This window comes from Streptomyces sp. NPDC031132 (assembly GCF_055570595.1).
Genome location: NZ_JBVIGX010000001.1, coordinates 420,404 through 446,068, shown reverse-complemented (window position 1 = coordinate 446,068; position 25,665 = coordinate 420,404). Strand labels below are relative to the sequence as shown.

23 protein-coding genes are annotated in these 25,665 nt (G+C 72.8%); 7 read left to right on the top strand and 16 right to left on the bottom strand.

Translation table 11 applies throughout. The annotated features are described in order from the left end of the window. The first annotated feature begins 12 nt into the window (after positions 1-12). Together ACZ49B_RS02015 and ACZ49B_RS02010 are read left to right on the top strand one after the other, a co-directional pair. Positions 13-810 carry a GNAT family N-acetyltransferase gene (locus ACZ49B_RS02015; protein ID WP_468299863.1) on the top strand — a complete coding sequence of 266 codons (798 nt, stop codon included), beginning with the start codon at positions 13-15 and terminating at the stop codon, positions 808-810. 64 nt (positions 811-874) lie between these two features. Continuing rightward, the gene (locus ACZ49B_RS02010; protein ID WP_468299516.1) at positions 875-1,375 is read left to right on the top strand and encodes a DinB family protein; all 501 of its coding nucleotides are present in this window, start codon (positions 875-877) and stop codon (positions 1,373-1,375) included. A gap of 82 nt (positions 1,376-1,457) precedes the next feature. Here ACZ49B_RS02010 and ACZ49B_RS02005 read toward each other — a convergent pair whose 3' ends face one another. Then, positions 1,458-2,192: a siderophore-interacting protein gene (locus ACZ49B_RS02005; RefSeq protein WP_468299514.1), complete on the bottom strand. Its 735-nt coding sequence runs from the start codon at positions 2,190-2,192 to the stop codon at positions 1,458-1,460. Positions 2,193-2,252: 60 nt separating this feature from the next. Between ACZ49B_RS02005 and ACZ49B_RS02000 the strand changes: the two genes are divergently transcribed. The 3 genes from ACZ49B_RS02000 to ACZ49B_RS01990 all read left to right on the top strand — a co-directional run bounded on the left by ACZ49B_RS02000 (position 2,253) and on the right by ACZ49B_RS01990 (position 6,905). Beyond that, on the top strand, positions 2,253-4,418 hold the full coding sequence (locus tag ACZ49B_RS02000; protein ID WP_468299512.1) for a penicillin acylase family protein: 2,166 nt from the start codon (positions 2,253-2,255) through the stop codon (positions 4,416-4,418). Continuing rightward, positions 4,415-5,005: a GNAT family N-acetyltransferase gene (locus ACZ49B_RS01995; RefSeq protein ID WP_468299510.1), complete on the top strand. Its 591-nt coding sequence runs from the start codon at positions 4,415-4,417 to the stop codon at positions 5,003-5,005. The genes ACZ49B_RS02000 and ACZ49B_RS01995 overlap by 4 nt, the downstream gene beginning before the upstream one ends. Positions 5,006-5,078: 73 nt before the next feature. Continuing rightward, entirely contained in the window at positions 5,079-6,905 is a 1,827-nt protein-coding gene (locus ACZ49B_RS01990) for a protein kinase domain-containing protein (protein ID WP_468299508.1), read from the top strand. Between the two features lie 71 nt (positions 6,906-6,976). Here ACZ49B_RS01990 and gatB read toward each other — a convergent pair whose 3' ends face one another. The 11 genes from gatB to ACZ49B_RS01935 all read right to left on the bottom strand — a co-directional run bounded on the left by gatB (position 6,977) and on the right by ACZ49B_RS01935 (position 19,733). After that, positions 6,977-8,485, bottom strand: a complete 1,509-nt coding sequence (gene gatB, locus ACZ49B_RS01985) for an Asp-tRNA(Asn)/Glu-tRNA(Gln) amidotransferase subunit GatB (protein ID WP_468299506.1) — start codon at positions 8,483-8,485, stop codon at positions 6,977-6,979. A 15-nt stretch (positions 8,486-8,500) separates the two neighbouring features. Further along, positions 8,501-8,746 (bottom strand): hypothetical protein, encoded by a 246-nt coding sequence (locus ACZ49B_RS01980; RefSeq protein WP_468299504.1) that lies wholly within the window; start codon positions 8,744-8,746, stop codon positions 8,501-8,503. Next, a complete protein-coding gene (gatA, locus tag ACZ49B_RS01975) occupies positions 8,743-10,236 on the bottom strand; it encodes an Asp-tRNA(Asn)/Glu-tRNA(Gln) amidotransferase subunit GatA (RefSeq protein ID WP_468299502.1) in 1,494 nt (497 codons plus the stop codon). Before gatA ends, ACZ49B_RS01980 begins: the two co-directional genes overlap by 4 nt. Before the next feature lie 5 nt (positions 10,237-10,241). After that, a complete protein-coding gene (gene gatC / locus ACZ49B_RS01970; protein WP_030030671.1) occupies positions 10,242-10,538 on the bottom strand; it encodes an Asp-tRNA(Asn)/Glu-tRNA(Gln) amidotransferase subunit GatC in 297 nt (98 codons plus the stop codon). Positions 10,539-10,815: 277 nt separating this feature from the next. Continuing rightward, positions 10,816-13,002, bottom strand: a complete 2,187-nt coding sequence (locus ACZ49B_RS01965; protein ID WP_468299499.1) for a putative bifunctional diguanylate cyclase/phosphodiesterase — start codon at positions 13,000-13,002, stop codon at positions 10,816-10,818. 396 nt (positions 13,003-13,398) lie between these two features. Continuing rightward, positions 13,399-15,612 (bottom strand): NAD-dependent DNA ligase LigA, encoded by a 2,214-nt coding sequence (gene ligA / locus ACZ49B_RS01960; protein ID WP_468299497.1) that lies wholly within the window; start codon positions 15,610-15,612, stop codon positions 13,399-13,401. 31 nt (positions 15,613-15,643) lie between these two features. Next, positions 15,644-16,627 carry a methionine synthase gene (locus ACZ49B_RS01955; protein ID WP_468299495.1) on the bottom strand — a complete coding sequence of 328 codons (984 nt, stop codon included), beginning with the start codon at positions 16,625-16,627 and terminating at the stop codon, positions 15,644-15,646. Further along, the gene (locus ACZ49B_RS01950) at positions 16,624-17,313 is read right to left on the bottom strand and encodes an SDR family oxidoreductase (protein ID WP_468299493.1); all 690 of its coding nucleotides are present in this window, start codon (positions 17,311-17,313) and stop codon (positions 16,624-16,626) included. The genes ACZ49B_RS01955 and ACZ49B_RS01950 overlap by 4 nt, the downstream gene beginning before the upstream one ends. Before the next feature lie 42 nt (positions 17,314-17,355). Continuing rightward, positions 17,356-18,309, bottom strand: coding sequence for a hypothetical protein (locus ACZ49B_RS01945; protein WP_468299491.1), 954 nt, complete (start codon positions 18,307-18,309; stop codon positions 17,356-17,358). Between the two features lies 1 nt (position 18,310). Further along, entirely contained in the window at positions 18,311-18,655 is a 345-nt protein-coding gene (locus ACZ49B_RS01940) for a DUF1330 domain-containing protein (protein ID WP_468299489.1), read from the bottom strand. An 88-nt stretch (positions 18,656-18,743) separates the two neighbouring features. Further along, positions 18,744-19,733 carry a GlxA family transcriptional regulator gene (locus tag ACZ49B_RS01935; protein ID WP_468299487.1) on the bottom strand — a complete coding sequence of 330 codons (990 nt, stop codon included), beginning with the start codon at positions 19,731-19,733 and terminating at the stop codon, positions 18,744-18,746. A 132-nt stretch (positions 19,734-19,865) separates the two neighbouring features. Here ACZ49B_RS01935 and ACZ49B_RS01930 point away from each other — a divergent pair, with 132 nt between their 5' ends. Next, positions 19,866-20,789, top strand: coding sequence for an NADP-dependent oxidoreductase (locus ACZ49B_RS01930; protein WP_468299485.1), 924 nt, complete (start codon positions 19,866-19,868; stop codon positions 20,787-20,789). 22 nt (positions 20,790-20,811) lie between these two features. Here ACZ49B_RS01930 and mnmA read toward each other — a convergent pair whose 3' ends face one another. Beyond that, on the bottom strand, positions 20,812-21,948 hold the full coding sequence (gene mnmA, locus ACZ49B_RS01925; protein ID WP_468299483.1) for a tRNA 2-thiouridine(34) synthase MnmA: 1,137 nt from the start codon (positions 21,946-21,948) through the stop codon (positions 20,812-20,814). Between the two features lie 69 nt (positions 21,949-22,017). On the opposite strand from mnmA, the gene ACZ49B_RS01920 reads away from it, so the two are divergent. Next, on the top strand, positions 22,018-22,701 hold the full coding sequence (locus ACZ49B_RS01920; RefSeq protein ID WP_468299481.1) for an N-acetylmuramoyl-L-alanine amidase: 684 nt from the start codon (positions 22,018-22,020) through the stop codon (positions 22,699-22,701). Between the two features lie 71 nt (positions 22,702-22,772). Here ACZ49B_RS01920 and ACZ49B_RS01915 read toward each other — a convergent pair whose 3' ends face one another. The 3 genes from ACZ49B_RS01915 to ACZ49B_RS01905 are packed head-to-tail and all read right to left on the bottom strand — an operon-like array spanning position 22,773 to position 25,551. Continuing rightward, positions 22,773-23,936: a cysteine desulfurase family protein gene (locus ACZ49B_RS01915; protein ID WP_468299480.1), complete on the bottom strand. Its 1,164-nt coding sequence runs from the start codon at positions 23,934-23,936 to the stop codon at positions 22,773-22,775. A gap of 48 nt (positions 23,937-23,984) precedes the next feature. After that, on the bottom strand, positions 23,985-24,836 hold the full coding sequence (locus ACZ49B_RS01910) for a thioesterase family protein (RefSeq protein ID WP_468299478.1): 852 nt from the start codon (positions 24,834-24,836) through the stop codon (positions 23,985-23,987). Positions 24,837-24,894: 58 nt separating this feature from the next. Continuing rightward, complete coding sequence (locus ACZ49B_RS01905; RefSeq protein ID WP_053784774.1) at positions 24,895-25,551, bottom strand: trimeric intracellular cation channel family protein; 657 nt, start codon at positions 25,549-25,551, stop codon at positions 24,895-24,897. Positions 25,552-25,665: the final 114 nt, after the last annotated feature.

Here is a 25,665-nt window from a genome sequence, read left to right as displayed (position 1 = left end):
GGGCCGATGACGATGGATTCTGACGAACTGCTGAAGGTACGGGCCCGGTACGACCGGGAGATGCGCCGCGATGCACTGCCGGACGCCGCGGAGGCCAGGGTGGAACGGGCCGGGGCGGTGGTACGGCAGACCGCGCCCGGGCCGGGGTGGAACGGCGTGCTCTGGTCGGACCTCGACGAGGAGACGGCGGACGCGGAGATCGCGGCGCAGGTGGCGTACTTCGCGGGGCGCGGGGCCGGCGACTTCGAGTGGAAGCTGTACGACCACGACCGCCCGGCCGATCTCGGGGAGCGGCTGCGCGCGGCGGGCTTCGTGCCGGAGCCGGCCGAGACCCTGCTGGTGGGGCGGGTCGACGAGCTCGCCGCACTGCCGGTGCAGCCGCCGGAGGGGATCACCCTGCGGGTGGTGACGGACGAGGCGGGCGTCGACCTGATGATGGACGTCCACGCGAAGGCCTTCGGAACGGAGCGCCCCAGGATCCGGCACCTGCTGCTCACCCTGCTGGAGGAGGAGCCGGAGACCATCGCGGCGGTGGTGGCGATGGCCGGGGACACCCCGGTCAGCGCGGCCCGCATGGAGATGCGCCCGGGCTCCTCCTTCGCGGGCCTCTGGGGCGGCGGCACCCTCCCGGAGTGGCGGGGCCGGGGCATCTACCGCCTTCTGGTCGCCCACCGGGCCCGTGTCGCAGCGGAGCGCGGCATCCGCCACCTCCAGGTGGACGCGTCGGACGACAGCCGCCCGATCCTGGAACGCCTCGGCTTCACACGCCTGGGCACGACGGTGCCGTACGTCTGGAACGGGCCCGCGTAGCCGCCCCGCCCGGAGCCCGCCCACAGGCCTTCCGCCCCCGGGTCCTTCCGGGCAGGATCACCCCATGGAACGCATCGGACCGCCGCTGACCGGCGACGAGCGCGCGACCCTGCGCGCGTACCTCGACTACCACCGGGCCACCCTCGCCTGGAAGTGCGAGGGCCTCACCGACGAGGAGCTGCGGCGCCCCTCGTCGCCGCCGTCCACCCTCTCCCTGCTGGGCCTGGTCCGGCACATGGGCGAGGTCGAGCGGCACTGGTTCCGCCGCACCCTGAACGGCGAGGAGCTCCCCCACCTCTGGTCCGGCACCCACGACTTCCAGGCCGCCTACGACGCCTCCGGCGCCACCCGCGAGGAGGCGTTCACCGCATGGGAGGCGGAGGTCGCGCACGCCCGCCGCATCGAGGCGGCCGCCGAGTCCCTCGACGTGACGGCGTACGTGGCCGGCTGGAAGCAGGAGGCCTCGCTGCGCCTCGTCATGCTCCACCTGATCCACGAGTACGCCCGCCACAACGGCCACGCCGACTTCCTGCGCGAGGCCATCGACGGCGCCACCGGAGCCTGACGCGCCGGCGAGCCGCGTCGGGCCGCCCGCCCATCGGCCCGCCCGGCCATCAGGCCCGCAGACCATCAGGCCCGCAGGCCCGTCAGGCGGCCCGCCAGTAGCCCAGACCGTTCACGCGCTGCTTCGGCAGGGCCAGTTCCTTGCGCAGGTACGCCGTCAGCGTCCGCGTCGTCACCGTGTCGCAGGCCAGCCAGACGTACGCCGACACCGGGTCCGCGACGAGCTCCGGGAGCTCCGCCTTCACCTGCTCCACCAGTGCCGAGCCCGTGCGCTCGACCCGCCTGATCTCGTGCCGGGCCGGGTCCAGCCGTACCGGCAGGTCGGCGTCCGACGCGTGCTGCGTCTCCAGCCAGATCGTCGCCGGGGTCTGCGGGTAGGCGTCCAGCAGGGAGTTGATCGCCGGGACCGAGGCCGGGTCGCCGATCACCAGCAGCCGCTCGGGCTCGGGCGCCGGGGCGGTGAAACCGGTCCCCTGGACGGTGGCCTCGATGGTGTCGCCGGGCTTGGCGTCCCGCGCCCAGGCACTTGCGGCGCCTTCGTGGAGCGCGAACTCCAGGCTGAACGTGCCCGCCTCCGGGTCCGGGTCGACCAGGGTGAACGCCCGTGTGTGCGGCTTGCCCGCGCTCTCGAACCACAGCCGCACCCACATCGTCGGGTGGAGCGACTCGCCGGCCGCCGCGAGCAGTCCGCCGTCCGTCACGTGCACGCGACGGTAGTGCTCCGTGACGTCCTGCGCGCCCGTGACCGTGAACGTGAAGTCCTTGCCCCGCAGAAGCCGCAGGACCACGCCCTCCCAGCCCTTGCCGACGCCTCCCATGTGCGACCACCCCTCCCTTGAGCCCTATAGTTAGGGCAGCCTAACCTAATGCACTGGGGGATGAGTGTGAGCCTTGTGACCAACGCGGACGACGCCGACGCAAACGCCACCGGAGCGGACGCCACCGCAGCCGACCCCACCGCAGCCCAAGTCGAGGGAGCCGAAGCCTTCGAGCTCTACCGCGACGACTGGGGCATCCCCCATCTCCGCGCCGCCGACGCGAACCGGCTCGCCTACGCCCAGGGCCGCACCACCGCCCTCGACCGCGCCTGGCAGCTGGAGGTCGAGCGCCACCGCGCCCAGGGCTCCAGCGCCGCCTTCCTCGGCCCGGAGTCCGTCGCCTGGGACGGCTTCGCCCGCCGGTCCCGGCTCGCCGACACCGCCCGCCGCTGCCACGAGGCCCTCGACGCCGACACCGCCGCCTGGGTCCGGGCGTACGTGGACGGCGTCAACGACGGCCTCGCCGAAGGCGCCGCCCGCGACGAGCGGTTCGCCCGCACCGGCCACACCCCCACCCCGTGGGAGCCCTGGGTCCCCCTCGCCATCTGGATCGCCACCCACATCCTGTTCGCCGGCTTCGCCACCAAGCTGTGGCGCGAGCGCGTGGCCCGCGCCCTCGGCGACGAGGCCGTCACCCTCTTCGCCACCGACGGCCCCGGCACCGCCGGCAGCAACGGCTGGCTGGTCCCCGGCGACCGGACCGCCAGCGGCTCGGCGATCATCGCGGGCGACCCGCACCGGTTCATCGAGGACCCGGGCGTCTACCAGCAGATACGGCTGTCCTGCCCCGAGTACGACGTCCTCGGCCTGGCCGTCCCCGGCATCCCCGGCCTCGGCCACTTCGGGCACACCGGCAGCGCCGCCTGGGCGATCACCAACGCCATGTCCGACTACCAGGACCTGTACGCCGAGCAGCTCCGCACCGCCCCCGCGGCCCCCGACGTGATCGAGGCCCTCGGCCCCGACGGCGCGTGGGAGCCCGTCGCCCGGCACACCGAGACGATCATCGTCGCCGGCGCCGACCCGGTCGAGGTCGAGGTCCTGGAGACCGCCCGCGGCCCCGTCATCATCCGGGACGAGACGGACGGCGGCGGCCAGACCCTCGCCCTGCGCTACCCGCCCCGCGTCCGCCGCGACCTCGGCTTCGCCGTCCTCCCCGCCCTGCTGCGCGCCCGTACCGTCGCCGACATCGACCGCGCCTTCGACGGCTGGGCCGAACCCGTCAACGTCGTCCACGCCGCCGACGCCGAGGGCGGCCTGCTGCACCGCGTCGCCGGCGCGGTCCCGCTGCGCCACCGGGCCAACCGGCTGCGCCCGGTGCCCGCCTGGGATCCGCAGTACGCCTGGCAGGGCTGGGCCGAGACCCCCGCCGAGCCCGTGCAGGGCTTCGCCGTCATGGCCAACGCGCGCGGCATCGCCTCGCCGCTCGGCGTGGAGTTCGCGCCCCCGCACCGCGCCAACCGCATCCGCGAGCTGCTCTCCGGCTCCGCGGACTGGACCCCGAAGGCGATGGCCGACGTACACCGGGACACGCACCTGGCCTCCGCCGAGCCGCTGTTGGCCCTGCTGCCCGGGCTCGGCGGCCTCTCCCCCGAGGCCGCCGCGCTGCGCACCCGGCTGCTCGCCTGGGACCGCCACATGGCGGCCGAGAGCACCGACGCGACCGTCTTCTCGGCCTTCCGGACCGCGACCGTACGCAGCTTCGCCGCCGACCCCGTCTTCGCCGCACTGGCCGACGCCCCCTGCGGCCCGGAGGTGTTCCACCCCTGGCTGTACCTGGTCCCGAAGATCGGCTACGCCCTCGAAGGCCTGCTGACCCCCACCCTCCTCCCCGGCCTCGACCGCGCGGCCCACGTCCGCGCCGCCCTGGAGGAGACGGCCGCCGCGGCCCGCCCCGACGCCCCCTGGTCGCAGGTCCACCGGCTGGCCCCCTGGTCGGCGCTCCCCGACCCGGAGGCCGAGTGGCCCGGCCTCGGCGGCGACCACGACTGCGTCAACGCCACCTCCACCGTCCCCGGGTTCACCGATCTCACCGCCCGTGCATCGTCCGCCCGTTACGTCTGGGACCTGGCCCGCCGCGAGGACAGCCTCTGGGCGGTCCCGCTCGGCGCGGACGGCGTCACCGGCTCACCCCACCACCGCGACCAGCTGCCGTTCTGGGCGCAGTGCGAACTCGTCCCCGTCGTCACCGACTGGACCCGCCTCACGAAGGAAGCCTCCAGATGACCAGCTCCACCCGTCGGCCCGTCCACACCCAGCTCGTCGAGGGCTTCGGCACCGTCACCATCACCCCCGTCGACCCCGCCGGGGACGCGGCCCTGATCCACGGCTGGGTCACCGAAGAGCGCGCCGGCTTCTGGGGCATGCGCGGGGCCAGCCGCGAACTGGTCCAGGAGATCTACGAGGACGTCGACAGACGCACCACGCACCACGCGTTCATCGTCAGCCGCGACGGCGAGCCGGTCGGGCTCTTCCAGACGTACGACTGCGCCGAGGACCGCGTCAGCGAGTGCTACGAGGTCCGGCCGGGCGACACCGGCGTGCACCTGCTGATCGGCCCCGCCCAGGGGGCGGGCCAGCACGGCTTCAGCGCGGCCCTGATGACCGCCTTCATGGGGTTCGTCTGGTCCGACGGCCGCACCCGCCGCGTGGTCGCCGAGCCGGACGCCCGCAACGAGAAGGCCATCGCCCGCCTCGAGCGCACCGGCTTCGTCATCGGCCCGGAGATCGAGCTCCCGGAGATCGACCTGCCCGAGGTCTACCTGCCGGCCAAGCGGGCCCGTCTCGCCTTCCTCCACCGCGAGGCAAACTGACCGTTCCGATTGACCGTGTGATTCCGGCCACGCCAGACTGATGCCCAATCAAAGCATCGGCGCTGGGGGGAAATTGACCAGCCAGAATCTGCACATCGGGCCGGATGCGGCAGCAGACCGCTACCGGCTGCTGCGGTCGATCGGGCGCGGCGGGGAGGCCGTGCTCTATCTCGCGGAGATCGAACTCGCGGGCGGCGGCGAACCGGTGGTCGTCAAGGTGCTCGACTCCAAGACGACCATCACGCCCGACGAGTTCGACCGGATCAGCCGCAAGTGGAACGAGCAGGCCGAGCTCCTGCGCTTCGTGCACCGCCCGGGCGTCGTCGGCGTCCGGGAGCACTTCGAGGGGCCGCCGATCCACCGGTCGGGGGAGGCCGGGACGCTGACCGGGCGGGCCCTCGTCCTCGTGATGAACCACGTCGACGGGCTCGACCTGCGCGACTGGCGCGCCGAGCGGAACCTCGCCACCGCCGCCGAGCGGCGCGAGGTGATGCGGACGCTGGAGCAGCTGGCCGACGTCCTGGACTGGCTGCACTCCGGGAAGGCCACCCCGTCCGGGCGCCAGGTGATCCACGGTGACCTGTCACCGGGCAACGTGATGGTGGACGGTCACGGGCAGGCCACCCTGGTGGACTTCGGGCTCAGCAAGCTGACAGCGGACCACCAGACGGCGGAGGTGTGGTTCACCCCGGGGTACGCGGCTCCCGAGGTCTTCGACGGCAAGCGCACCCCGGCGGCTGACCGCTACGCCTTCGGGGCGATCGCGTACTTCCTGCTGAGCGGCGAGTCCCCGCCCAACTCCCCGGAGCAGCTGGCCCGGGCGATGGCGGCGCTGCCGCAGATCGCGGCACTGGACGCCGAGCGGCGCGCCCGGATCACCGCCGTCTACGCGGGCGATCCGGTGCAGCGGCCCGTCAGCCTGGCCGGCTGGATGAAGGACGTACGGCACGCGGTCGTGTCCACCACCTCCTCGACCTCGCAGCGGGCGGTGCAGGACGCTGTCCCGGCGCCGGTTCCGGCGAAGCCGGTGGTGCCTCCACAGCCCGCGAGCCCGCCGCCGGCGCACACGCCGGTCGCCGCTGCCGTCCACTCACCGCCCCCGCCGGCCCAGGACACCCGGCCGCAGCCGCAGCCACAACCCCCGTTGCAGCCCCAGCCGGAGCACGTGCCCGCCGGGTACGGACCGACCTACCCGCTGCACGAGTCCCCGCCTCCGGGGCCCGCCGCGCCGAAGAAGCGGCGGGCCGGGCTCGTCCTGGGCTCGGTGGCCGCCGTCCTGGTCATCGCGGCGCTCGCCGTGCTCGGCGTACGGCTGCTGGACAAGGACAAGGCCGGCGACCAGGCCTCGGGCGACAAGGGCGGCAGCTCCGCCTCCGACGCGGCCGTATCGGAGGAGGAATCCCCGACCCCCACTCCCTCACCGAGTGAGAGCGAGAGCGGCAGTTCGGACGCCGGGGCGACACCCGACCCCAGCGCCAGCGGTACCCAGCCGGGCGGCGTCGCGGCGGACATCAAGGCCGCCGACCTGACGCAGCTGACGCCCATCGCGGGACTGGGCAACTTCACCGTCGGAGCCGCGAAGATCAACACCAAGCAGTACGGGGCGGCCTTCCTCGCGAACCCCGACTGCAACGACGAGGCGATCACCGAGTTCGACCTCAACCGCGAGTGGAAGCACCTGGAGTTCACCGCCGGGATCGACGACGGCTCCACGCACGAGAAGGGACGCGTCAGCATCTCCCTCGACGGGAAGCCCGCGGCCTTCTCCGAGCTCGTCGAGCTCGGCAAGCCGGCGACGAAGTCGGTGGACGTGACCGACGCCCTGCGGCTGCGCGTCAAGGTGGACATGGGCTGCGACAACGGCACCGTCGTCATCGCCGCCCCGCAGCTCACCCGCTGACCCGAACGGCTCAGGACGTACGGCGGCCCCGCACCGGATACCGGTGCGGGGCCGCCGTACGCAGGGTGCTGCTACTCGGAGACGCCCAGGCGCTCCAGGATGAGCTCCTTGACGCGAGCCGCGTCGGCCTGGCCGCGGGTGGTCTTCATGACCGCGCCGACCAGGGCGCCGACCGCGGCGATCTTGCCGCCGCGGATCTTGTCGGCGATGGCCGCGTTGCCCGCGATGGCCTCGTCGACGGCCGCGCCGAGCGCGCCTTCGTCCGAGACGACCTTCAGGCCGCGCTTCTCGACGACCTCGTCCGGGGTGCCCTCGCCGGCGAGGACGCCCTCGAGGACCTGGCGGGCCAGCTTGTCGTTCAGCTCACCGGCCGCGACCAGCGCCGCGACGCGCGCGACCTGGGCCGGCGTGATCGGCAGCTCGTCGACGACGACGCCCTGCTCGTTGGCGTTGCGGGCCAGCTCGCCCATCCACCACTTGCGCGCGGCGGTCGAGTCGGCGCCCGCCTCGATCGTGGCGACGATGGAGTCCACCGCGCCCGCGTTGAGGATCGACTGCATGTCGTGCTCGTTCACGCCCCACTCCTCGCGGAGCCGGTTGCGGCGCACGCGCGGCATCTCGGGCAGGCCGCCGCGCAGCTCCTCGACCCAGTCGCGGGCCGGGGCGACGGGGACCAGGTCGGGCTCCGGGAAGTACCGGTAGTCCTCGGCGTTGTCCTTGATGCGGCCGGCGGTGGTGGAGCCGTCCTCCTCGTGGAAGTGCCGGGTCTCCTGCACGATCGTGCCGCCGGACGAGAGCACCGCCGCGTGGCGCTGGATCTCGAAGCGGGCCGCGCGCTCGACGGAGCGCAGCGAGTTGACGTTCTTCGTCTCGCTGCGGGTGCCGAACTCGGACTCGGGGGTCGGGCGCAGCGACAGGTTCACGTCACAGCGCATCTGGCCCTTGTCCATCCGGGCCTCGGACACGCCGAGTGCCTTGATGACCTCGCGCAGCTCGGCGACGTACGCCTTGGCGACCTCGGGGGCCCGCTCGCCGGCGCCCTCGATCGGCTTGGTGACGATCTCGATGAGCGGGATGCCGGCGCGGTTGTAGTCCAGCAGGGAGTGGGACGCGCCGTGGATACGGCCGGTGGCGCCGCCGACGTGCAGCGACTTGCCGGTGTCCTCCTCCATGTGGGCGCGCTCGATCTCCACGCGGAAGATCTCGCCGTCCTCCAGCTGGACGTCGAGGTAGCCGTTGAAGGCGATCGGCTCGTCGTACTGGGAGGTCTGGAAGTTCTTCGGCATGTCCGGATAGAAGTAGTTCTTCCGGGCGAAGCGGCACCATTCGGCGATCTCGCAGTTGAGCGCGAGGCCGATCTTGATGGCCGACTCGACGCCGATCGCGTTGACGACGGGCAGCGAGCCGGGCAGACCGAGGCAGGTGGGGCAGGTCTGCGAGTTGGGCTCGGCGCCCAGCTCGGTCGAGCAGCCGCAGAACATCTTGGTCTTGGTGCCGAGCTCGACATGGACCTCGAGGCCCATGACGGGGTCGTACGACGCGAGGGCGTCCTCGTACGACAGCAGTTCGGTGACGGTCACAGTGAAACTTCCCTCTCAGCCCAGCAGAACGTCGTCGTCGCCGAGGCGCTTCAGCTCGCGGTACAGGATCGCGAGGCCGGTGACGATGGCGGCGGCGGACACAACGGCGTCGACCAGCTTCAGCATGTCGTTCTCGGTGCGGGCCTTGCGGGCCTGCTTGATCACGCTGACGGCACCGAACGCGGTGGTGCCGATCGACAGGTACGTACCGGACTTGGACTTCTTGAAGCCCTTGGCCTTGGACAGCGCACTCGAACTCACAGCGACGGAGCCTCCTCAAGCAGCGGGTGACCCCAGCGCTCGACGAAGGCTGCCTCTACGGCGGCGCCGACCTTGTACAGCCGGTCGTCCTTCATCGCCGGGGCGATGATCTGCAGCCCGACCGGCAGGCCGTCCTCCGGTGCCAGGCCGCACGGGAGCGACATGGCGGAGTTGCCGGCCAGGTTGGTCGGGATGGTGCACAGGTCCGCGAGGTACATCGCCAGCGGGTCGTCGGTGCGCTCACCGATGGCGAAGGCGGTGGTCGGGGTCGTCGGGGAGACGATCACGTCGACCTGCTCGAAGGACTTCTCGAAGTCCTTGGTGATGAGCGTGCGGACCTTCTGGGCGGAGCCGTAGTACGCGTCGTAGTAGCCGGAGCTGAGCGCGTACGTGCCGAGGATGACGCGGCGCTTGACCTCGTCGCCGAAGCCGGCTTCGCGGGTGAGCGCGGTGACGTCCTCGGCGGACTTGGTGCCGTCGTCGCCGACGCGCAGGCCGTAGCGCATGGCGTCGAAGCGGGCCAGGTTCGAGGAGCACTCGGACGGCGCGATCAGGTAGTACGCGGCCATCGCGAGGTCGAAGGAGGGGCAGTCCAGCTCGACGATCTCGGCGCCCAGCTCCTTGAGGAGCTCGACGGACTCGTTGAAGCGCTGGACGACGCCGGCCTGGTAGCCCTCGCCGGCGAACTGCTTGACGACACCGATGCGCATGCCGGCGACGGAGCCGTTGCGGGCCGCCTCGACGACCGGCGGGACCGGGGCGTCGATGGAGGTGGAGTCCAGCGGGTCGTGGCCGGCGATGACCTCGTGCAGGAGCGCCGCGTCCAGGACCGTGCGGGCGCAGGGCCCGCCCTGGTCGAGGGAGGAGGAGAAGGCGACCATGCCGTAGCGGGAGACACCGCCGTACGTGGGCTTCACGCCGACCGTGCCCGTGACGGAGGCGGGCTGGCGGATGGAGCCGCCGGTGTCCGTGCCGATCGCGAGGGGGGCCTGGAAGGCGGCCAGCGCGGCCGCGGAGCCGCCGCCGGAGCCGCCGGGGATGCGGGTGAGGTCCCAGGGGTTGCCGGTGGGCCCGTACGCGCTGTTCTCGGTGGAGGACCCCATGGCGAACTCGTCCATGTTGGTCTTGCCGAGGATGACGACGTCGGCTTCCTTGAGCTTGCGCGTCAGGGTGGCGTCGTACGGCGGGATCCAGCCTTCGAGGATCTTCGAACCGACGGTGGTCGGGACCCCGACGGTGGTGAAGATGTCCTTGAGGGCGAGCGGGACGCCGGCCAGCGGGCCGAGCTTCTCGCCGCGCTCGCGCTTGGCGTCGACGGCGCGCGCCTGGGCGAGGGCGCCCTCGCGGTCGACGTGGAGGAAGGCGTGGACCTTCTCGTCGGTCGCGTCGATGCGGGCCAGGTGGGCCTCGGTGACCTGGACGGCCGTGAGCTCGCCGGAGGCGATCTTCTCGGCGGTCTGGGCGGCCGTGAGCTTGATGATGTCGACCATGGTTGTTAGTCCTCCCCCAGGATCTGCGGCACCTTGAAACGCTGCTGCTCCTGGGCGGGAGCACCGGAGAGCGCCTGCTCGGGGGTGAGCGACGGACGGACCTCGTCCGCGCGCATGACGTTCGTCAGCGGCAGCGGGTGGGAGGTCGGCGGGACGTCTTGGTCGGCGACCTCGGAAACGCGGGCGACCGCGCCGATGATGTCGTCGAGCTGTCCGGCGAAGTGATCCAGCTCGTTGCTGGACAGCTCAAGGCGCGCCAGCCGAGCGAGGTGGACGACCTCCTCGCGCGTAATGCCAGGCATGCAGCGATCCTCTGGGGGTGGGTGGATGTTTGGTTTCGGACCCAATCCTATGGGGCCCGGCCCCCGGCCTGCGAAACGGTTTGCCCTGATGCCCGTACGGGGCCGGGCGCAGGCCCGCTGCGCGGTGCCTCCCGGGCTCTGCCCGGGCCCTCCCCCCAGCCGCCGCTGGGGGGACCCCACTCGAACGCCGCGACGGCGCTTGGGCCTGTCTTTCGGATCATGCCGGGCTCGCGGGGCCTGGCACGCTCGCTGATCCGGCCTGATCCAAAAGACAGGCCTAGACGGCGTCGGCCTCGGCCGCGGCCAGTTCCGCCGTGATGTCCGCCGGGCGGCGCCAGCCGCGTTCGCCGCGGGCCAGGAGCCAGGCCGTGGCCTCCTGCGGGGGCATGGCGGCCGCGACGAGCCAGCCCTGTACGGCGTCGCAGCCCAGGTCGCGCAGGCGCTCCCAGGTCTCGTCGTCCTCCACGCCCTCGGCGACGACGAGCAGCCCCAGGGAGTGCGCCAGGTCCACGGTGCAGCGCACGATCTCCGCGTCCTGCGCGTCCACCGCGAGCCGCGCCACGAACGAGCGGTCGATCTTCAGCTCGCTGACGGGCAGCCGCCGCAGATGCACCAGGGAGGAGTAGCCCGTGCCGAAGTCGTCGAGCGACATCTTGACGCCGTGGCCGGTCAGGCCCGCCATGGTGTCGGCCGCCCGCTGCGGGTCCTCCAGCAGGACGTGTTCCGTTATTTCCAGCTGGAGCCCGCTGGCCGGGACCCCGTGCCGGGCCAGCCGGGCCGCGACCGCGCCCGCGAAGCCGGGCGTGTGGACGTCGCGCGGCGAGACGTTGACGGCGACCGGGACCTTCAGGCCCTGTGCCCGCCACCGCGCCACCTGGGCGAGGGCCGTCTCGAGGACGTACTCGGTGAGGTGGGGCATGAGCCCCGAGGTCTCGGCGATCGCGATGAACTCGTCCGGCGAGACCCGGCCACGCTCCGGGTGCACCCAGCGCACCAGGGCTTCGAGCCCGGCCACCTGGCCGTCGAAGCGGACCTTGGGCTGGTAGTGCAGTTCCACTTCACCGGCGTCGAGGGCCCGCCGCAGATCGCCGAGGAGGCCGAGGCGGTCGGGTGTGTTGCTGTCCCGCTTGGACTCGTACACCTCCACGCCCGTACGGTCCCGCTTCGCCTGGTACATCGCGACGTCGGCGCGGCGCAGCAGCCCCTCCGCGTCCAGCGCGTGGTCGGGGAAGACGGCGAGGCCGGCGCTGGCCTCCAGGACGAGGGTCAGGCCGTCCAGGTCGAGGGGCGAGCTGAGCTCGGCGACGAGGTGGCGGGCGACCCGCTGGGCGCTGGTGGTGGAGTCGGCGACGGGCAGGAGCACGGCGAACTCGTCGCCGCCGAGGCGGGCGGCCTCGGCGTCCTCGGGCAGGGCCTGGCGGAGCCGGTCGGCGATCTGGAGGAGCAGCCGGTCGCCGGCGAGGTGGCCCAGCGTGTCGTTGACCGCGCGGAACCGGTCCAGGTCGATCAACACAAGAGCTGACCGGGTGCCCAAACGTTCAGCCTCGTCCAGAGCGGACCACGCCCGCTCCAGGAGCCACTGGCGGTTCGGCAGCCCGGTCAGCGGATCGCGCAGCTGTTCCTCGGCGCGCGCCCGGGCGATCCACAGGGTGGAGTCGAGGGCGATCAGCGGTACGGCGAACAGCGGCAGCAGCACCGGCTGCGTCACGGCGACCACGCAGATCAGCGGGGCGATGCCGAGCAGGGCGACGGCGACTAACGCCTGCCGGAGCAGGGCCGTGCGGGCGACGGTGGGCAGGGCGCCGCCGCGCGGGGTCAGCGCGAGCCACAGCAGCACCTTGGTGACCAGCAGGTAGGCCAGGGCCACCAGGACGACCTCGGGGGCCGCCTCAAGCCCCCAGGTGGTGGGCCGCCACGGCGTCTCGACGGTCGGCGCCTCGCCGAACGCGGCGAGTACGAGGGCTCCCGCGCCGATGCCGAGGATGTCGGTGGCGCCGTGCAGCAGCCCTTGGCGCCAGCGGTGCCGGCGGGCGGCCCCGACCAGGGAGACCACCGCGAGCGAGACGAGTCCCGCGGGCACCCACCCGTACAGGATGAGCACGCCGAGGGTGAGGGCCGCTCCCGACCCGGTGCCGCCCCACCAGCGGTCGCGGCCCAGCGCGACCAGGTGGCCGACGATGATGCCGGTCAGCAGGGCGAGCGCCCAGCCGACCGGGCCTCCGGGGAACAGGGCGTGACGGTCACTCAGCGCGGAGACGATGCCGACCGCGAGGACCACGGCGGACAGGCCCACGATGACGAAGGGCAGCACGGTGCGCTGCCCGGCTCCGCCCGATCCCACGCCGGTGTCGAGCGGGTGGGTGTCCGGCGTCCTGAAACCCAGGACGCCGAGCCGGCCCGTCCGCATGGACGGGATCTCCCCGCCGACATCAGGTGACGGGTCGGCGCTTTCGGTGGGTTTCATGCCCGTCCCTCTCACAGCCGGCAATGCCGATGCCACGCGATGGCCCCGATGTCATGCCACCACGGCTGGAATCGCATCCCGCAGCCGTGCACGACAGGCGCACCCCTCAACAGTAGGACGCGAGAGGCTCCCAGGGGCAGCGGTCGGCGGCGGTTGCCCGAATGCGACCCAGCCATCCTCATCAGTACGGTATCCGCCGAACGGGTGAGTTTGGACCAGGACCCTCGGGTCACCCGTCCGATGATCCGACAGGTCACCGCCCTGCGAACAGCCCTGTACCAGCCTTTTACCACCGGGCGTTGCGCCCGGCGTGCGCCCGCCCGTACGGCCGCACACCACGCATCCGTTCGCCTGCGCCACTTTCCCGTACGCGTCCCGCCGTGTCGTCAGGGGGTGTTACTCCGCTCCGGCGGCGCCTTCCACCGGGAGGGCCGCCTCGCGTGCCGCGTCGGGGCCCTGTTCGAGGAGCACCGCGAAGCCCGCGTCGTCGAGGACGGCCAGCTTCAGCTGCATCGCCTTGTCGTACTTGGAGCCCGGGTTCTCACCGACCACGACGAAGGAGGTCTTCTTCGAGACGGAGCCGGTCACCTTGGCGCCGCGGCTCTGCAGGGCCTCCTTCGCGCCGTCCCGCGTGTGGCTCTGCAGGGTGCCGGTGACGACGACGGTCAGGCCGGCCAGTGGGCGCGGCCCCTCCTCCTCGCCGGAACCTTCCTCCTCCATCCGGACCCCGGCCTCGCGCCACTTGCGCAGGATCTCCTGGTGCCAGTCGACGGCGAACCACTCCTTGACCGCCGCCGCGATGATCGGCCCGACGCCCTCGGTGGCGGCGAGCTCCTCCTCGGTGGCCTGCTCGATCCGCTCGATGGAACGGAACTCGCGGGCCAGGGTCTCCGCCGCGACGGGGCCCACGTGCCGGATGGAGAGGCCGTTGATGAAGCGGGCCAGCGGCCGCTCCTTGGCGGCCGCGATGTTCTCCAGCATGGCCAGGGCGTTCTTCTTCGGCTCGCCCTTCTGGTTGGCGAAGACCGTGACGATCTTCTCCTCGCCGGTCTTCGGGTCGCGCTTGGGCAGCCCGCTGTCGGCGTCCAGGACGTACGCCTTGATGGGCAGCAATTGCTCGATGGTGAGGCCGAACAGGTCGCCCTCGTCGAGCATCGGCGCCTCGGCCGGCTCCAGCGGGTTGGTGAGCGCGGCCGCGGCCACCGCGCCGAAGTTCTCGATGTCCAGGCACTGGCGGCCGGCCAGGTAGAACAGCCGCTCGCGCAACTGGGCCGGGCACGTCTGCCCGTTGGGGCAGCGGAGGTCGATGTCGCCCTCCTTCATCGGCCGCAGCGCCGTCCCGCACTCGGGACACTCGGCCGGCATGACGAACTCCCGCTCGGTGCCGTCGCGCAGGTCCACCACGGGGCCGAGGATCTCCGGGATGACGTCGCCGGCCTTGCGCAGCACCACGGTGTCCCCGATGAGCACGCCCTTGGCCTTGACGACCTCCTGGTTGTGCAGGGTGGCGAACTCGACCTCCGAGCCGGCCACCGTCACCGGCTCCACCTGCGCGTACGGGGTCACCCGGCCGGTGCGGCCGACGCCGACCTTGATGTCGATCAGCTTGCTGTTGACCTCTTCGGGGGCGTACTTCCAGGCGATCGCCCAGCGCGGGGCGCGGGCCGTGGAGCCGAGGCGGCCCTGGAGCGGGATCTCGTCGAGCTTGACGACGACGCCGTCGATCTCGTGCTCCACCGAGTGCCGGTTCTCACCGAAGTACGCGATGAAATCGCGGACCTCCGCGAGCGAGGACACCGCCTTGTTGTGCCGGGCCGTGGGCAGGCCCCACTCGCTGAGCAGCTCGTACGCGTGGCTGAGCTTGTCGATGTCGAAGCCGGCGCGCGCGCCGATGCCGTGCACCACCATGTGCAGCGGGCGGGTGGCGGTGACCTTCGGGTCCTTCTGGCGCAGCGAACCGGCCGCCGCGTTGCGCGGGTTGGCGAAGGGCTTGTCGCCGGCTTCGACGAGCCGCGCGTTGAGCTCCTGGAACTTCTCCATCGGGAAGAAGACCTCGCCGCGGATCTCGACGAGCTCCGGGATCCGGTCGCCCTTGAGGCGGTCCGGGATGTCGGCGATGGTGCGGACGTTGGGCGTGATGTCCTCGCCGGTGCGGCCGTCGCCGCGGGTGGCGGCCCGGGTGAGGCGGCCCTTCTCGTAGGTGAGGTTGACGGCGAGGCCGTCCACCTTGAGCTCGCACAGGTAGTGGAAATCGGGGGTGTTGACGTCCCGGGCCACCCGCTCGGCCCAGGCCGCCAACTCCTCGTCGTCGAAGGCGTTGTCGAGGGAGAGCATGCGCTCGCGGTGCTCGACGGACGCGAAGTCCGTCTGGTACGCCCCGGCCACCTTCTGGGTGGGCGAATCGGGGGTGCGCAGCTCCGGGTACTGCTCCTCCAGCGCCTCCAGCGAGCGCAGCAGCTTGTCGAACTCGGCGTCGCTGACGACCGGCTGGTCGTTCACGTAGTACCGGAAGCGGTGCTCCTCGACCTGCTCGGCCAGCAGCGCGTGCTGCTCGCGCACCGCCGCAGGTGCGGCCGTGCCGTCGCCGGCCTGCTTCTGTTCGGCTGCCATGCCGTTTCCTCCCGTGGCCCGTCTCTTTACGTCACTCAGGGTTGTCGGCGAGCGACCTCGCCGCCCTGACGCAGTGCGCCTGCACCGCGCGGGCGTAGGCGGGCGAGGCGCCCGCCAGACCGCACGACGGGGTGACCACGACGGACTCCGCCAGAGTCCCCGGGGCCAGCCCCAACCTGCGCCAAAGCTTCCTGACACCCATGACGCTACCGGCAGGGTCCGACAACGGGGCGTCGGTGCCGGGCACCACTCCGGCGAAGAGTTTCGTACCGCCTTCGACGGCCTCGCCGATGGCGTCGTCCTCGCGCTCGGTGAGCAAGGAGAAATCGAACGACACACCCTTGGCGCCGGCTCGCCGGAGCAGCCCGAAGGGCACCTCGGGTGCGCAGGAGTGGACGACGACCTCCCCGTCGTGGACGGCGAACAGCTCGCGCAGGGTGCCCTCGACGACCTGCCGGTCCACGGCCCGGTACGTGCGGTACTTGCTGGCGGACCGCACGCGTCCCAGCAGCACCGCGGTCAGCGACGGCTCGTCGAGCTGCAGCACGATCTCGGCGCCGGGAATGCGCCTGCGTACGTCCGCCAGGTGGTCGCGCAACCCCTCCGCGAGGGATCCGGCCAGGTCGCGGCAGGCGCCGGCGTCCTGGAGGACGGCCTCGCCGCCGTGCAGTTCCAGGGCGGTGGCCAGCGTCCACGGCCCGACGGCCTGGACCTTGAGCCTGCCGGTGTACCCCTGGGTGAACTCCTCGAGCGCGTCCAGGTCCTCCCCCAGCCAGGAGCGGGCCCGCTTCGAGTCCCGTCCCGGGCGGTCGCTGATCCGCCAGCCGCTGGGCTCGACGTGGGCGTACATGTCGACGAGCAGCCCGAGGGAGCGGCCGATCATGTCCGCGCCGGGCCCGCGGGCGGGCAGCTCGGCCAGGTACGGGAACTCCTCGAAGGACCCGGTGACGGTCTTGGCGGCCTCGCGGGCGTCGCCGCCGGGGAGGGACCCGACGCCGGTGGCGCTCGCGGTCATCGGCCGGGCCTGACGCTCAGGTCGTTGACCTCGGCGTCGCGGGGCAGGTCGACGGCCATCAGGATCGTGGTGGCCACGGACTCGGGGTCGATCCAGTCGGCGGGGTCGTACTCCTTGCCCTCCTGCGAGTGGACCTTGGCTTGCATCGCGGTCGCGGTGCGGCCGGGGTAGACGGAGGTGACCCGGATGCCGTTGGCCTTCTCCTCGGCGCGCAGCGAGTCGGCGAGCGCCTTGAGCCCGTGCTTGGAGGCGGCGTACGCGCTCCAGTCGGCGTGGGCGGCGAGGCCGGCGCCGGAGTTCACGAAGACCACGGTGGCGCGGGAGGCGCGCAGGGTGGGCAGCAGCAGCCGGGTGACCTCGGCGGGGGCGATCAGGTTCACGTTGAGCTGCTGGTGCCAGGTCTTGGGGCGCAGCTCGCCGACGGGGCCGAGGTCGACGATCCCGGCGATGTGCAGGAGGGAGTCGATCCGCTCGGGAACGGCCTGCTTGGAGAAGGCCCACGACAGCCGGTCGGGGTCGGCGAGGTCCCCGACGAGGGCGCGGGAGCCGGGGAAGCGCTCGACGAGCTGCTTGCCGCGGGCGGCGTCGCGGGCGAGCAGGACGAGGTCGTCGCCGCGTGCGTGCAGCCGGGCGGCGACGGCGGCGCCGATGCCTGCGCCGGCACCGGTGATCAGGTGAGTAGCCATACCGCCCATGCTCGCACCCCCGCCCGGGTGCCCAGGGCCCGGTCAGGGGCCCCCGGCCGCCCGGTAGGCCGCCTCGATGGCTTCGCGCGCGGCCGGGGCCTGCCGGGCGGTGAGGCCCGCGACCTGGCTGAGCCCCGAGAGAGCGATGACCCCGAACGGATCACCGTCCCTCGGTCCGGTCCAGTACGCCAGGGCCTCGGCCCGTACCTCGGCCAGCGCGGCGGCCCGGTCCGGCACGGGCGGATCGAAGCGGCCGCCCGAGGCCCGGGTCTGCTCCCACCAGCGGTCCTCCCAGAACTCCACCGTCCAGCCCTCCCAGGCCGCGGCGGGGATGCGGACGTACTCGCGGGTGCCGCTGAGCCACCAGCCGACCAGCTGGCGCTCCGGATCGATGTGGATCCCGCCGTCCGCGTATTTCCGGTACGTGTCGTGACGGGGGGCGTCGTCCAGCCGGCCGAGCAGGCCCGCGCCCTCGGCGAAGGCGAGGTCGACGATGTTGGTGAGCACGTGGCACCGGTCCCCGCCGATGGTGACGACCGTCGTCGGCGGGTCGGCTGCGGTCAGCGTCCAGTCGTCCGGACCGATGGCGGAGATCACGCGGGGAAGGTGGGGGTGGTGCGGGGGACGCTGGTCGTCCGCCGGCTCGCCGAGGTACCTGCGCAGGTCGGCCTGGCCGTCGTCGGCCCAGCGCACCTCCCAGCCGGGCCAGGCCTGACGCAGCATGGCGAAGTACGCGGCGCGGGTGCGCGACGAGGCGGCCGGGCCCTCGACTGCGAAGAACAGCAGGACCTTGCCTCCGGGGTCGGCCAGGACTGCCGACTGCACGTCGTCGTCCGGCCACCAGTCCATGGCCGTGTAGGTACCGGCATCCAGCAACGGCAGCAGGACCTCCGGGCCGGCCAGCAGGTCGAGGTCCAGGCAGATGGCCCCCCACTCGTCGGCGTGGCCGGTGTGGCCGTCGGGGCCGCCGAGGACGTACGTGGCGTAGTCGCTCACCTCAGAGACCCGCGGCCGCGCGCAGGGCGGCGGCCCGCTCCCTGGCGTCGTAGTCGGCCGGGACGCCCTCGACCAGGACGGCCTCTCCCTCGATGTGGTCGGTGCGCAGCGGCAGGATGGCCTGGTAGGCGTCGGAGGCGTACCAGGCGCGGGCCCTCTCGAGGTCCGGGAAGGCGATCAGGACGACGGTGCCGGGGAACGGCCCTTCGATGACCTCGACCTCCTTGCCGTGGACGAGGAAGCGGCCGCCGAAGGGGTCCATGGTCGGCTGGATCCCCTCGATGTACCGGATGATGTCCTCGTTCATCGCCGTGGGGCGGAGGTGGGCTATGGCGTACGCAGTCATGGTCTGCTCCCCTGTGGACCGGCCCTTCGGTCCGGGCCGTTGATCCGATCCTGTCAGCGCGCGTGCCCGGCGGCGATTACCTCTGAGGTCATGCCGCCACGGCCTCCGGGCTGCCGGGCCGGTAGGTCCGGCGGTAGGCGATCGGGGAGATTCCGAGGGCGGTCCTCATGTGCTGGCGCAGCGAGTTGGCGGAGCCGAAGCCCGCCCGGTGCGCGACCAGGTCGACCGGCAGGTCGCTGGACTCCAGCAACTGGCGGGCGACTTCCAGGCGTTGGACGGTCAGCCACTGCACCGGGGTCATGCCGACCTCGTCGCGGAACCGCCGGGTGAAGGTGCGCAGGCTCATCCGGGCGTGGGCGGCCAGCTCCGCCAGCGTGACCGGCTCGGCGAGCCGCTCCAGGGCCCAGGCGCGGGTGGCGGTGGTGGTGGCGACGGTGGGTTCGGGGACGGGCCGGTCGATGTACTGCGCCTGCCCGCCGTCGCGCCACGGCGGTACGACGCACAGCCGCGCGGCGCGGTTGGCGGCGGCGGTGCCGTGGTCGGCGCGGATCAGGTAGAGGCAGAGGTCGATGCCGGCGGCCACTCCGGCCGAGGTGAGGATGTCGCCGTCGTCGACGAAGAGCACGTCCTCGTCGAGGAGGACGCGCGGGAAGGCCCGCTGGAACTCCGGCGCGTGCGCCCAGTGCGTGGTGGCGCGCCGGCCGTCGAGCAGCCCGGCCGCGGCGAGCACCTCGGAGCCGGTGCAGATGGACACGATCCGGGTGCCGGGCCGGATGCCGGCCAGGGCGTCGACCAGCGCCGGCGGCAGGGGCTCGGCGCGCAGGAGCCCCGGCATGGCGTGGGTGGGCGGGACGATCACGGTGTCGGCCGCGGCGAGCGCCTCGGGGCCGGCCGTGACGCCGATGGTGAAGCCAGCGTCGCTGGTCACGGGCAGGCCGTCGGCGGTGCAGACGGTGACCTCGTACAGCGCGCCGCCGTCCTCCGCGTGGGCGTTGCCGAACACCCGCGACGGCATTCCGAGCTCGAACGGGGCGACGCCCTCGAGGGCGAGTACGGCGATTCGATGCAAACCGGTCATGGCCAGATCCTGTCACATGGTGGCCGTACGGCCAACACCACACGGGGTCGGATGCGGCCAAGCTGATGTCACCGGCCGGGAAACCGGCACGGATCACCCCGAGCAACACCGAAGATCACCAAGGAGACAGTCATGCGTGCGGTCGTCGTCAGCCAGTGGGGCGGACCCGAGGTTCTCACCGAGGTCGAGATGGACCGGCCCGAGCCGGGCCTGAACGAGATCCTCGTAAAGGTCCACGCGGCCGGCGTGAACCCGGTGGACTGGAAGACCCGGGCCAGTGGCGCCCTCATCGGCTGGGGCGAGGTCCCGATGGTCGGCTGGGACGTCTCCGGCACCGTCGAGGCGGTCGGTCCGGGCGTGACCCTGTACCGCGAGGGCGACGAGGTGTACGGCATGCCGAACTTCCCGCGCCAGGCGGGCGGCTACGCCGAGTACGTGGTCGCCCCGACCCGGCACTTCGCCCGCAAGCCGGCCTCCCTGGACCACGTGCAGGCGGCGGCCCTGCCGCTGGCGGCGCTGACCGCCTGGCAGGCCCTGGTGGACACGGCCGGGGTCACGGCCGGGCAGCGCGTGCTCGTCCACGCGGCGGCCGGCGGCGTCGGCCACCTGGCCGTGCAGATCGCCAAGGCCCGCGGCGCGTACGTGATCGGCACGGCCAGCGCGGCCAAGCACGAGCTGCTGCGCGAGCTGGGCGCCGACGAGGTGCTCGACTACCGCACCACGGACTTCGAGGACGCCGTCTCGGACGTGGACGTCGTGATCGACGCCGTGGGCGGGGACTACGGGCAGCGGTCGCTGAAGGTGCTCAAGCCGGGTGGACACCTGGTGACGCTGCCGGGCCCGGACGGCCTCCCGTCCGACCCGCAGGGTGTCCACGCCTCCTGGGTCCTCGTCGAGCCGGACCTCAAGGGCCTGGAGGGCATCGCGGCCCTGGCCGACCAGGGCCTGCTGAAGCCGCTGGTCGACACGGTGCTGCCGCTGGAGCAGGCCGCGAAGGCCCACGAGATCGGCGAGCTGGGCCGGACCACGGGGAAGATCGTCCTGACGGTCGGCTAGACGAGCCGGACCTCAAGGGCGCTCACAGGGCCGCGGCCGTGGCCCGGGTGGTCGTCGCGATGGTGGCGGAGCCGACCACGCGGGTGCCGTCGTAGAGCACGATCGCCTGGCCGGGGGCCACGCCGCGGACCGGCTCCGCGAAGCGCACCTGCAGCTCGCCGTCCACCATCTCCGCGAAGACCTCGGTCTCGCCGCCGTGGGCGCGCAGCTGCGCGGTGTACGTGCCCGGCGCGGCGGCCGTGGAGCCGCACCAGCGGGGGCGGATCGCGGTCAGGGCGCTGACGTCGAGGGCCTCGGCGGGGCCGACGGTGACGGTGTTGTTCACCGGCGAGATGTCGAGGACGTAGCGCGGCTTGCCGTCGGGGGCGGGGTGGCCGATCCGCAGGCCCTTGCGCTGGCCGATGGTGAAGCCGAAGGCGCCGTCGTGGGTGCCGACCTTCTCGCCCGTCGCCTCGTCGACGATGTCGCCCTCGGCCTTGCCGAGGCGGTTCGCGAGGAAGCCCTGGGTGTCGCCGTCGGCGATGAAGCAGATGTCGTGGCTGTCGGGCTTCTTCGCGACGGCCAGGCCGCGCTCCTCCGCCTCCGCCCGGATCTCGTCCTTCGTCGTGAGGGTGTCGCCGAGCGGGAAGAGCGCGTGGGCGAGCTGCTTCTCGTCGAGGACGCCGAGGACGTACGACTGGTCCTTGGCCATGTCGGAGGCGCGGTGCAGCTCGCGGGAGCCGTCCTCGTGCACCACGACGGTGGCGTAGTGGCCGGTGCAGACGGCGTCGAAGCCGAGGGCGAGGGCCTTGTCGAGCAGCGCCGCGAACTTGATCTTCTCGTTGCAGCGCAGGCAGGGGTTCGGGGTGCGCCCGGCCTCGTACTCGGAGACGAAGTCCTCGACGACGTCCTCGCGGAAGCGCTCGGCGAGGTCCCAGACGTAGAACGGGATGCCGATGACGTCGGCGGCGCGGCGGGCGTCGCGGGAGTCCTCGATGGTGCAGCAGCCGCGGGCGCCGGTCCGGAAGGACTGCGGGTTCGCGGAGAGCGCGAGGTGGACGCCGGTCACGTCGTGCCCGGCTTCGACCGCGCGGGCGGCGGCGACGGCGGAGTCCACGCCGCCGGACATGGCGGCCAAGACGCGAAGGGGGCGGGCGGTGCGCGGCAGGTTCTCAGTCATAGCACCGTCCAGAGTACGGGGGAACCGCCCGGGGTCACAGCGCGTTATCAGCTGCGGGGGGTGGATCACATGGGGAGCAAGGTCGAAGCTGCACCGAAGGCGGCGCCGCGCAGGACCCGCCGGGCGGTGCTGTTCGGGGGGCTCGGGGTGTTCACGGTGGCGGCGATCGCCGGGCAGGACGAGCTGCGGCGTGCCTGGTGGCTGCTGCCGGGGGTGGGCAAGCCCCGCAAGGAGGGCGAGGTGGACCACGTGGGCGCGGGCTGGACGTCGGCCTCGCCGGCGAACTGGCGGATGGCGGACCGGCCCGAGGACTACCGGGTGGACCGGATTGTCGTGCATGTCACGCAGGGCGGCTTCGCGTCCTCGGTGGACGCCTTCAAGAACCCGTTCCACAGAGCGTCGGCGCACTACATAGTCGGCCAGGACGGCCGCATCGAGCAGATGGTGCGCGAGATGGACGTCGCTTTCCACTCGGGCAACCGCTCGATGAACGAGCGCAGCGTGGGCATCGAGCACGAGGGCTTCGTGGACCGGCCGCAGGACTTCACCGAGGCGATGTACGTGGCCTCGGCCCGGCTGGCTGCCGACATATGCCGCAGGTACGGCATACCGGTGGACCGTAGGCACCTGGTGGCCCACTCCGAGGTCCGGGGCACCGACCACACGGATCCGGGCCGCCACTGGGACTGGAACCGGTACCTGGGCCTGGTCCGCTCGGAGCTCGCGGCGGCGCCCGCCCAGGCCTCGGGCTGACCAGCTGTGGACTCGGCCGTCTCTTTCGGATCACGCCGGTCAGGCCCGCGGCGTGATCCGAAAGGGACGGCCTAGCTGAGGCCCGCCGTACGGGCGCGCTCGACGGCCGGGCCGATGGCGGCGGCGACGGCCGCGACGTCCTCCTTGGTGGAGGTGTGGCCGAGGGAGAAGCGCAGGGTGCCGCGGGCCAGCTGCGGGTCGGTTCCGGTGGCGAGCAGGACGTGGCTGGGCTGGGCCACGCCGGCGGTGCAGGCGGAGCCGGTGGAGCACTCGATGCCCTGGGCGTCCAGCAGGAGCAGCAGGGAGTCGCCCTCGCAGCCGGGGAAGCTGAAGTGCGCGTTGGCCGGGAGCCGGTCGTCCGGGTCTCCGCCGAGGACGGCGTCGGGCACTTCCCGGAGCACGGCGGCGACCAGTTCGTCGCGCAGCGCGCCGATCTCGGCGGCGAACCGCTCGCGCCGCTCGGCAGCGATCACGGCGGCCACCGCGAAGGCGGCCACGGCGGGCACGTCGAGGGTCCCGGAGCGTACGTGCCGCTCCTGGCCGCCGCCGTGCAGGACGGGTACGGGGCTCTGGTCGCGACCGAGCAGCAGCGCGCCGATGCCGTACGGGCCACCGACCTTGTGGCCGCTGACGGTCATCGCGGCGAGGCCGCTGTCGCCGAAGCGGACGTCGAGCTGACCGAAGGCCTGGACGGCGTCGGAGTGCAGGGGGATCCCGAACTCGCGGGCCACGGCGGCCAGTTCGCGGACCGGCATGACGGTGCCGATCTCGTTGTTGGCCCACATGACGGTGGCCAGGGCCACGTCGTCGGGGTTGCGTGCGATGGCTTCCCTGAGGGCCTCGGGGTGCACGCGGCCGTAGCGGTCGACGGGGAGGTACTCGACCCGGGCGCCCTCGTGTTCGCCGAGCCAGTGGACGGCGTCGAGGACGGCGTGGTGCTCGACGGGGCTGGCGAGCACCCGGGTCCGGGCGGGGTCCTGGTCCCGGCGGGCCCAGTAGAGGCCCTTGACGGCGAGGTTGTCGGCCTCCGTGCCGCCCGCGGTGAAGACCACCTCGCTCGGGCGGGCGCCGAGTGCCTCCGCGAGGGCCTCGCGGGCCTCCTCGACGGTACGGCGGGCGCGGCGGCCGGCGGCGTGGAGGGAGGACGCGTTACCCGTGGCGGCGAACTGCGCGGTCATCGCCGCAGCGGCCTCCGGGAGCATCGGAGTGGTGGCGGCGTGGTCGAGGTAGGCCATGATCCCCCGATTCTACGAGTCCGCCCCACGGGGCCGGACCCCGCGGGGTCAGCGGGGGGCGCGGGCCAGCTGGCGGGACTGGGCCACCAGGCGGTCCGCGGAGTCCCAGACCTCGGCGTCCTCTTCCAGGAAGCCGCCGGCCAGGTTCCGGGTCGTGATGGAGATCCGCAGCGGGCCCGGGGCCGGGCGGTGGCGGATGTGGGTGGTGAGTTCGATGGTCGGGCTCCAGCCCATCAGGCCGAGGTCGAAGCAGGTCGGCGGCAGCGCGTCCACCGCGAGCAGCATCGAGAGCGGGTCCGCGTCGCGACCGTCGGCCAGCTCGAACCAGGCCCGCATCTCGCCCTTCCCCGACGGCGCGCCGAGCGCCCAGCCCGCCGTCGCCGGGTCCAGCCGCAGCCGGAGCCGGTCCACGATCGCATTGCTGCCGGGGATCGGGGCCGGGCCGGCCTCCGGGCCGAGGCAGTCCGCGTAGGGCGGGATCACCGGCGGGACGGCCGTGGTGCGGACGTCGTCCGGCAGGGAGGCGAGGTCGCCGTACGAGGCGACGACCCGGATCCGCTCGACCTCGGCGCCGTTCTCGTCGTACTGGAAGAGGGAGGCCTGGCCGGTGGAGAGGGTGCGTCCCACCCGGACGACCTCGGTGCGGATCACCGCGGGGCCGGGGACCGACGAGGTCAGGTAGTGCGCGGAGACGGTGAAGGGGTCCGGGTGCGGCAGGGCCGCCGACAGCGCCCGGCCGACCAGGGCCAGCAGATAGCCGCCGTTGACGGCGGTGATGATCGTCCACCCGGCGGAGAGCTCCGCGTCGTACACCCCGGGCTCGCCCGCACGGGCGGTGACGGTGGTGTCGCGGTCGAACTCGCTGTCGCCGATGGTTGCCTGGGCCGCTGCGTATGCCATGGACCCGACAGTACAAGGCGAAGCTACTAAGCGGTAGCTTTCCTTTGCTACATGCTGGTTACGGCTCTTCGGCCACCGAGGAGCGGCGGTTCCAGGCCAGCGGAGCCCGCCAGTGGTAGCGCATGGCGAGGAGCCGGAGCACGAAGGTGGTGACGATCGCGAGGGCGGTCGTCACGGCGTTCAGGACGTCGAAGGCGATGAAGACAGCCACCATCGTGGCGCCGACGGTGGCCGGCACGGCGTACATCTCGCGGTCGCGCAGCAGCCGGGGCACCTCCCCCGCCAGGACGTCGCGCAGGACGCCGCCGCCGACGGCCGTGGCCAGGCCGAGCGCCGCGGACGCGGTGAGCCCGAGCCCGAACTCGTAGGCCTTGGTGGTGCCGGTCACGCAGAACAGGCCGAGCCCGGCCGCGTCGAAGACGTTGATGGCGGCGTTGATCCGCTGGACCTCGGGGTGGAGGAAGAAAACGAGCGCGGCGGCGATCAGCGGCGTGACGAAGAAGCTGAGCTCGCCGAAGGCGGCCGGCGGGACGGCGCCGATGACGAGGTCGCGGAAGAGGCCGCCGCCGAGGGCGGTGACCAGCGCGAGGACGCAGATGCCGAAGACGTCGAAGTTCTTGCGTACGGCGAGCAGGGCGCCCGCGGTGGCGAAGACGAAGATGCCGGCGAGGTCCAGGGCATGCTGGATCCCGGGCGGGAAGAGATCGTGGAGCACTGCCCCATTGTGCCGTTCGCCCCGGCCGGCGGTTCGACGGGCCGGGCCCGCCACCCCGGCCGGTGTCTGCCAACCCGGCCCGGGGCTGCCGCCCCGGCACCCCCGGGCGGCCTC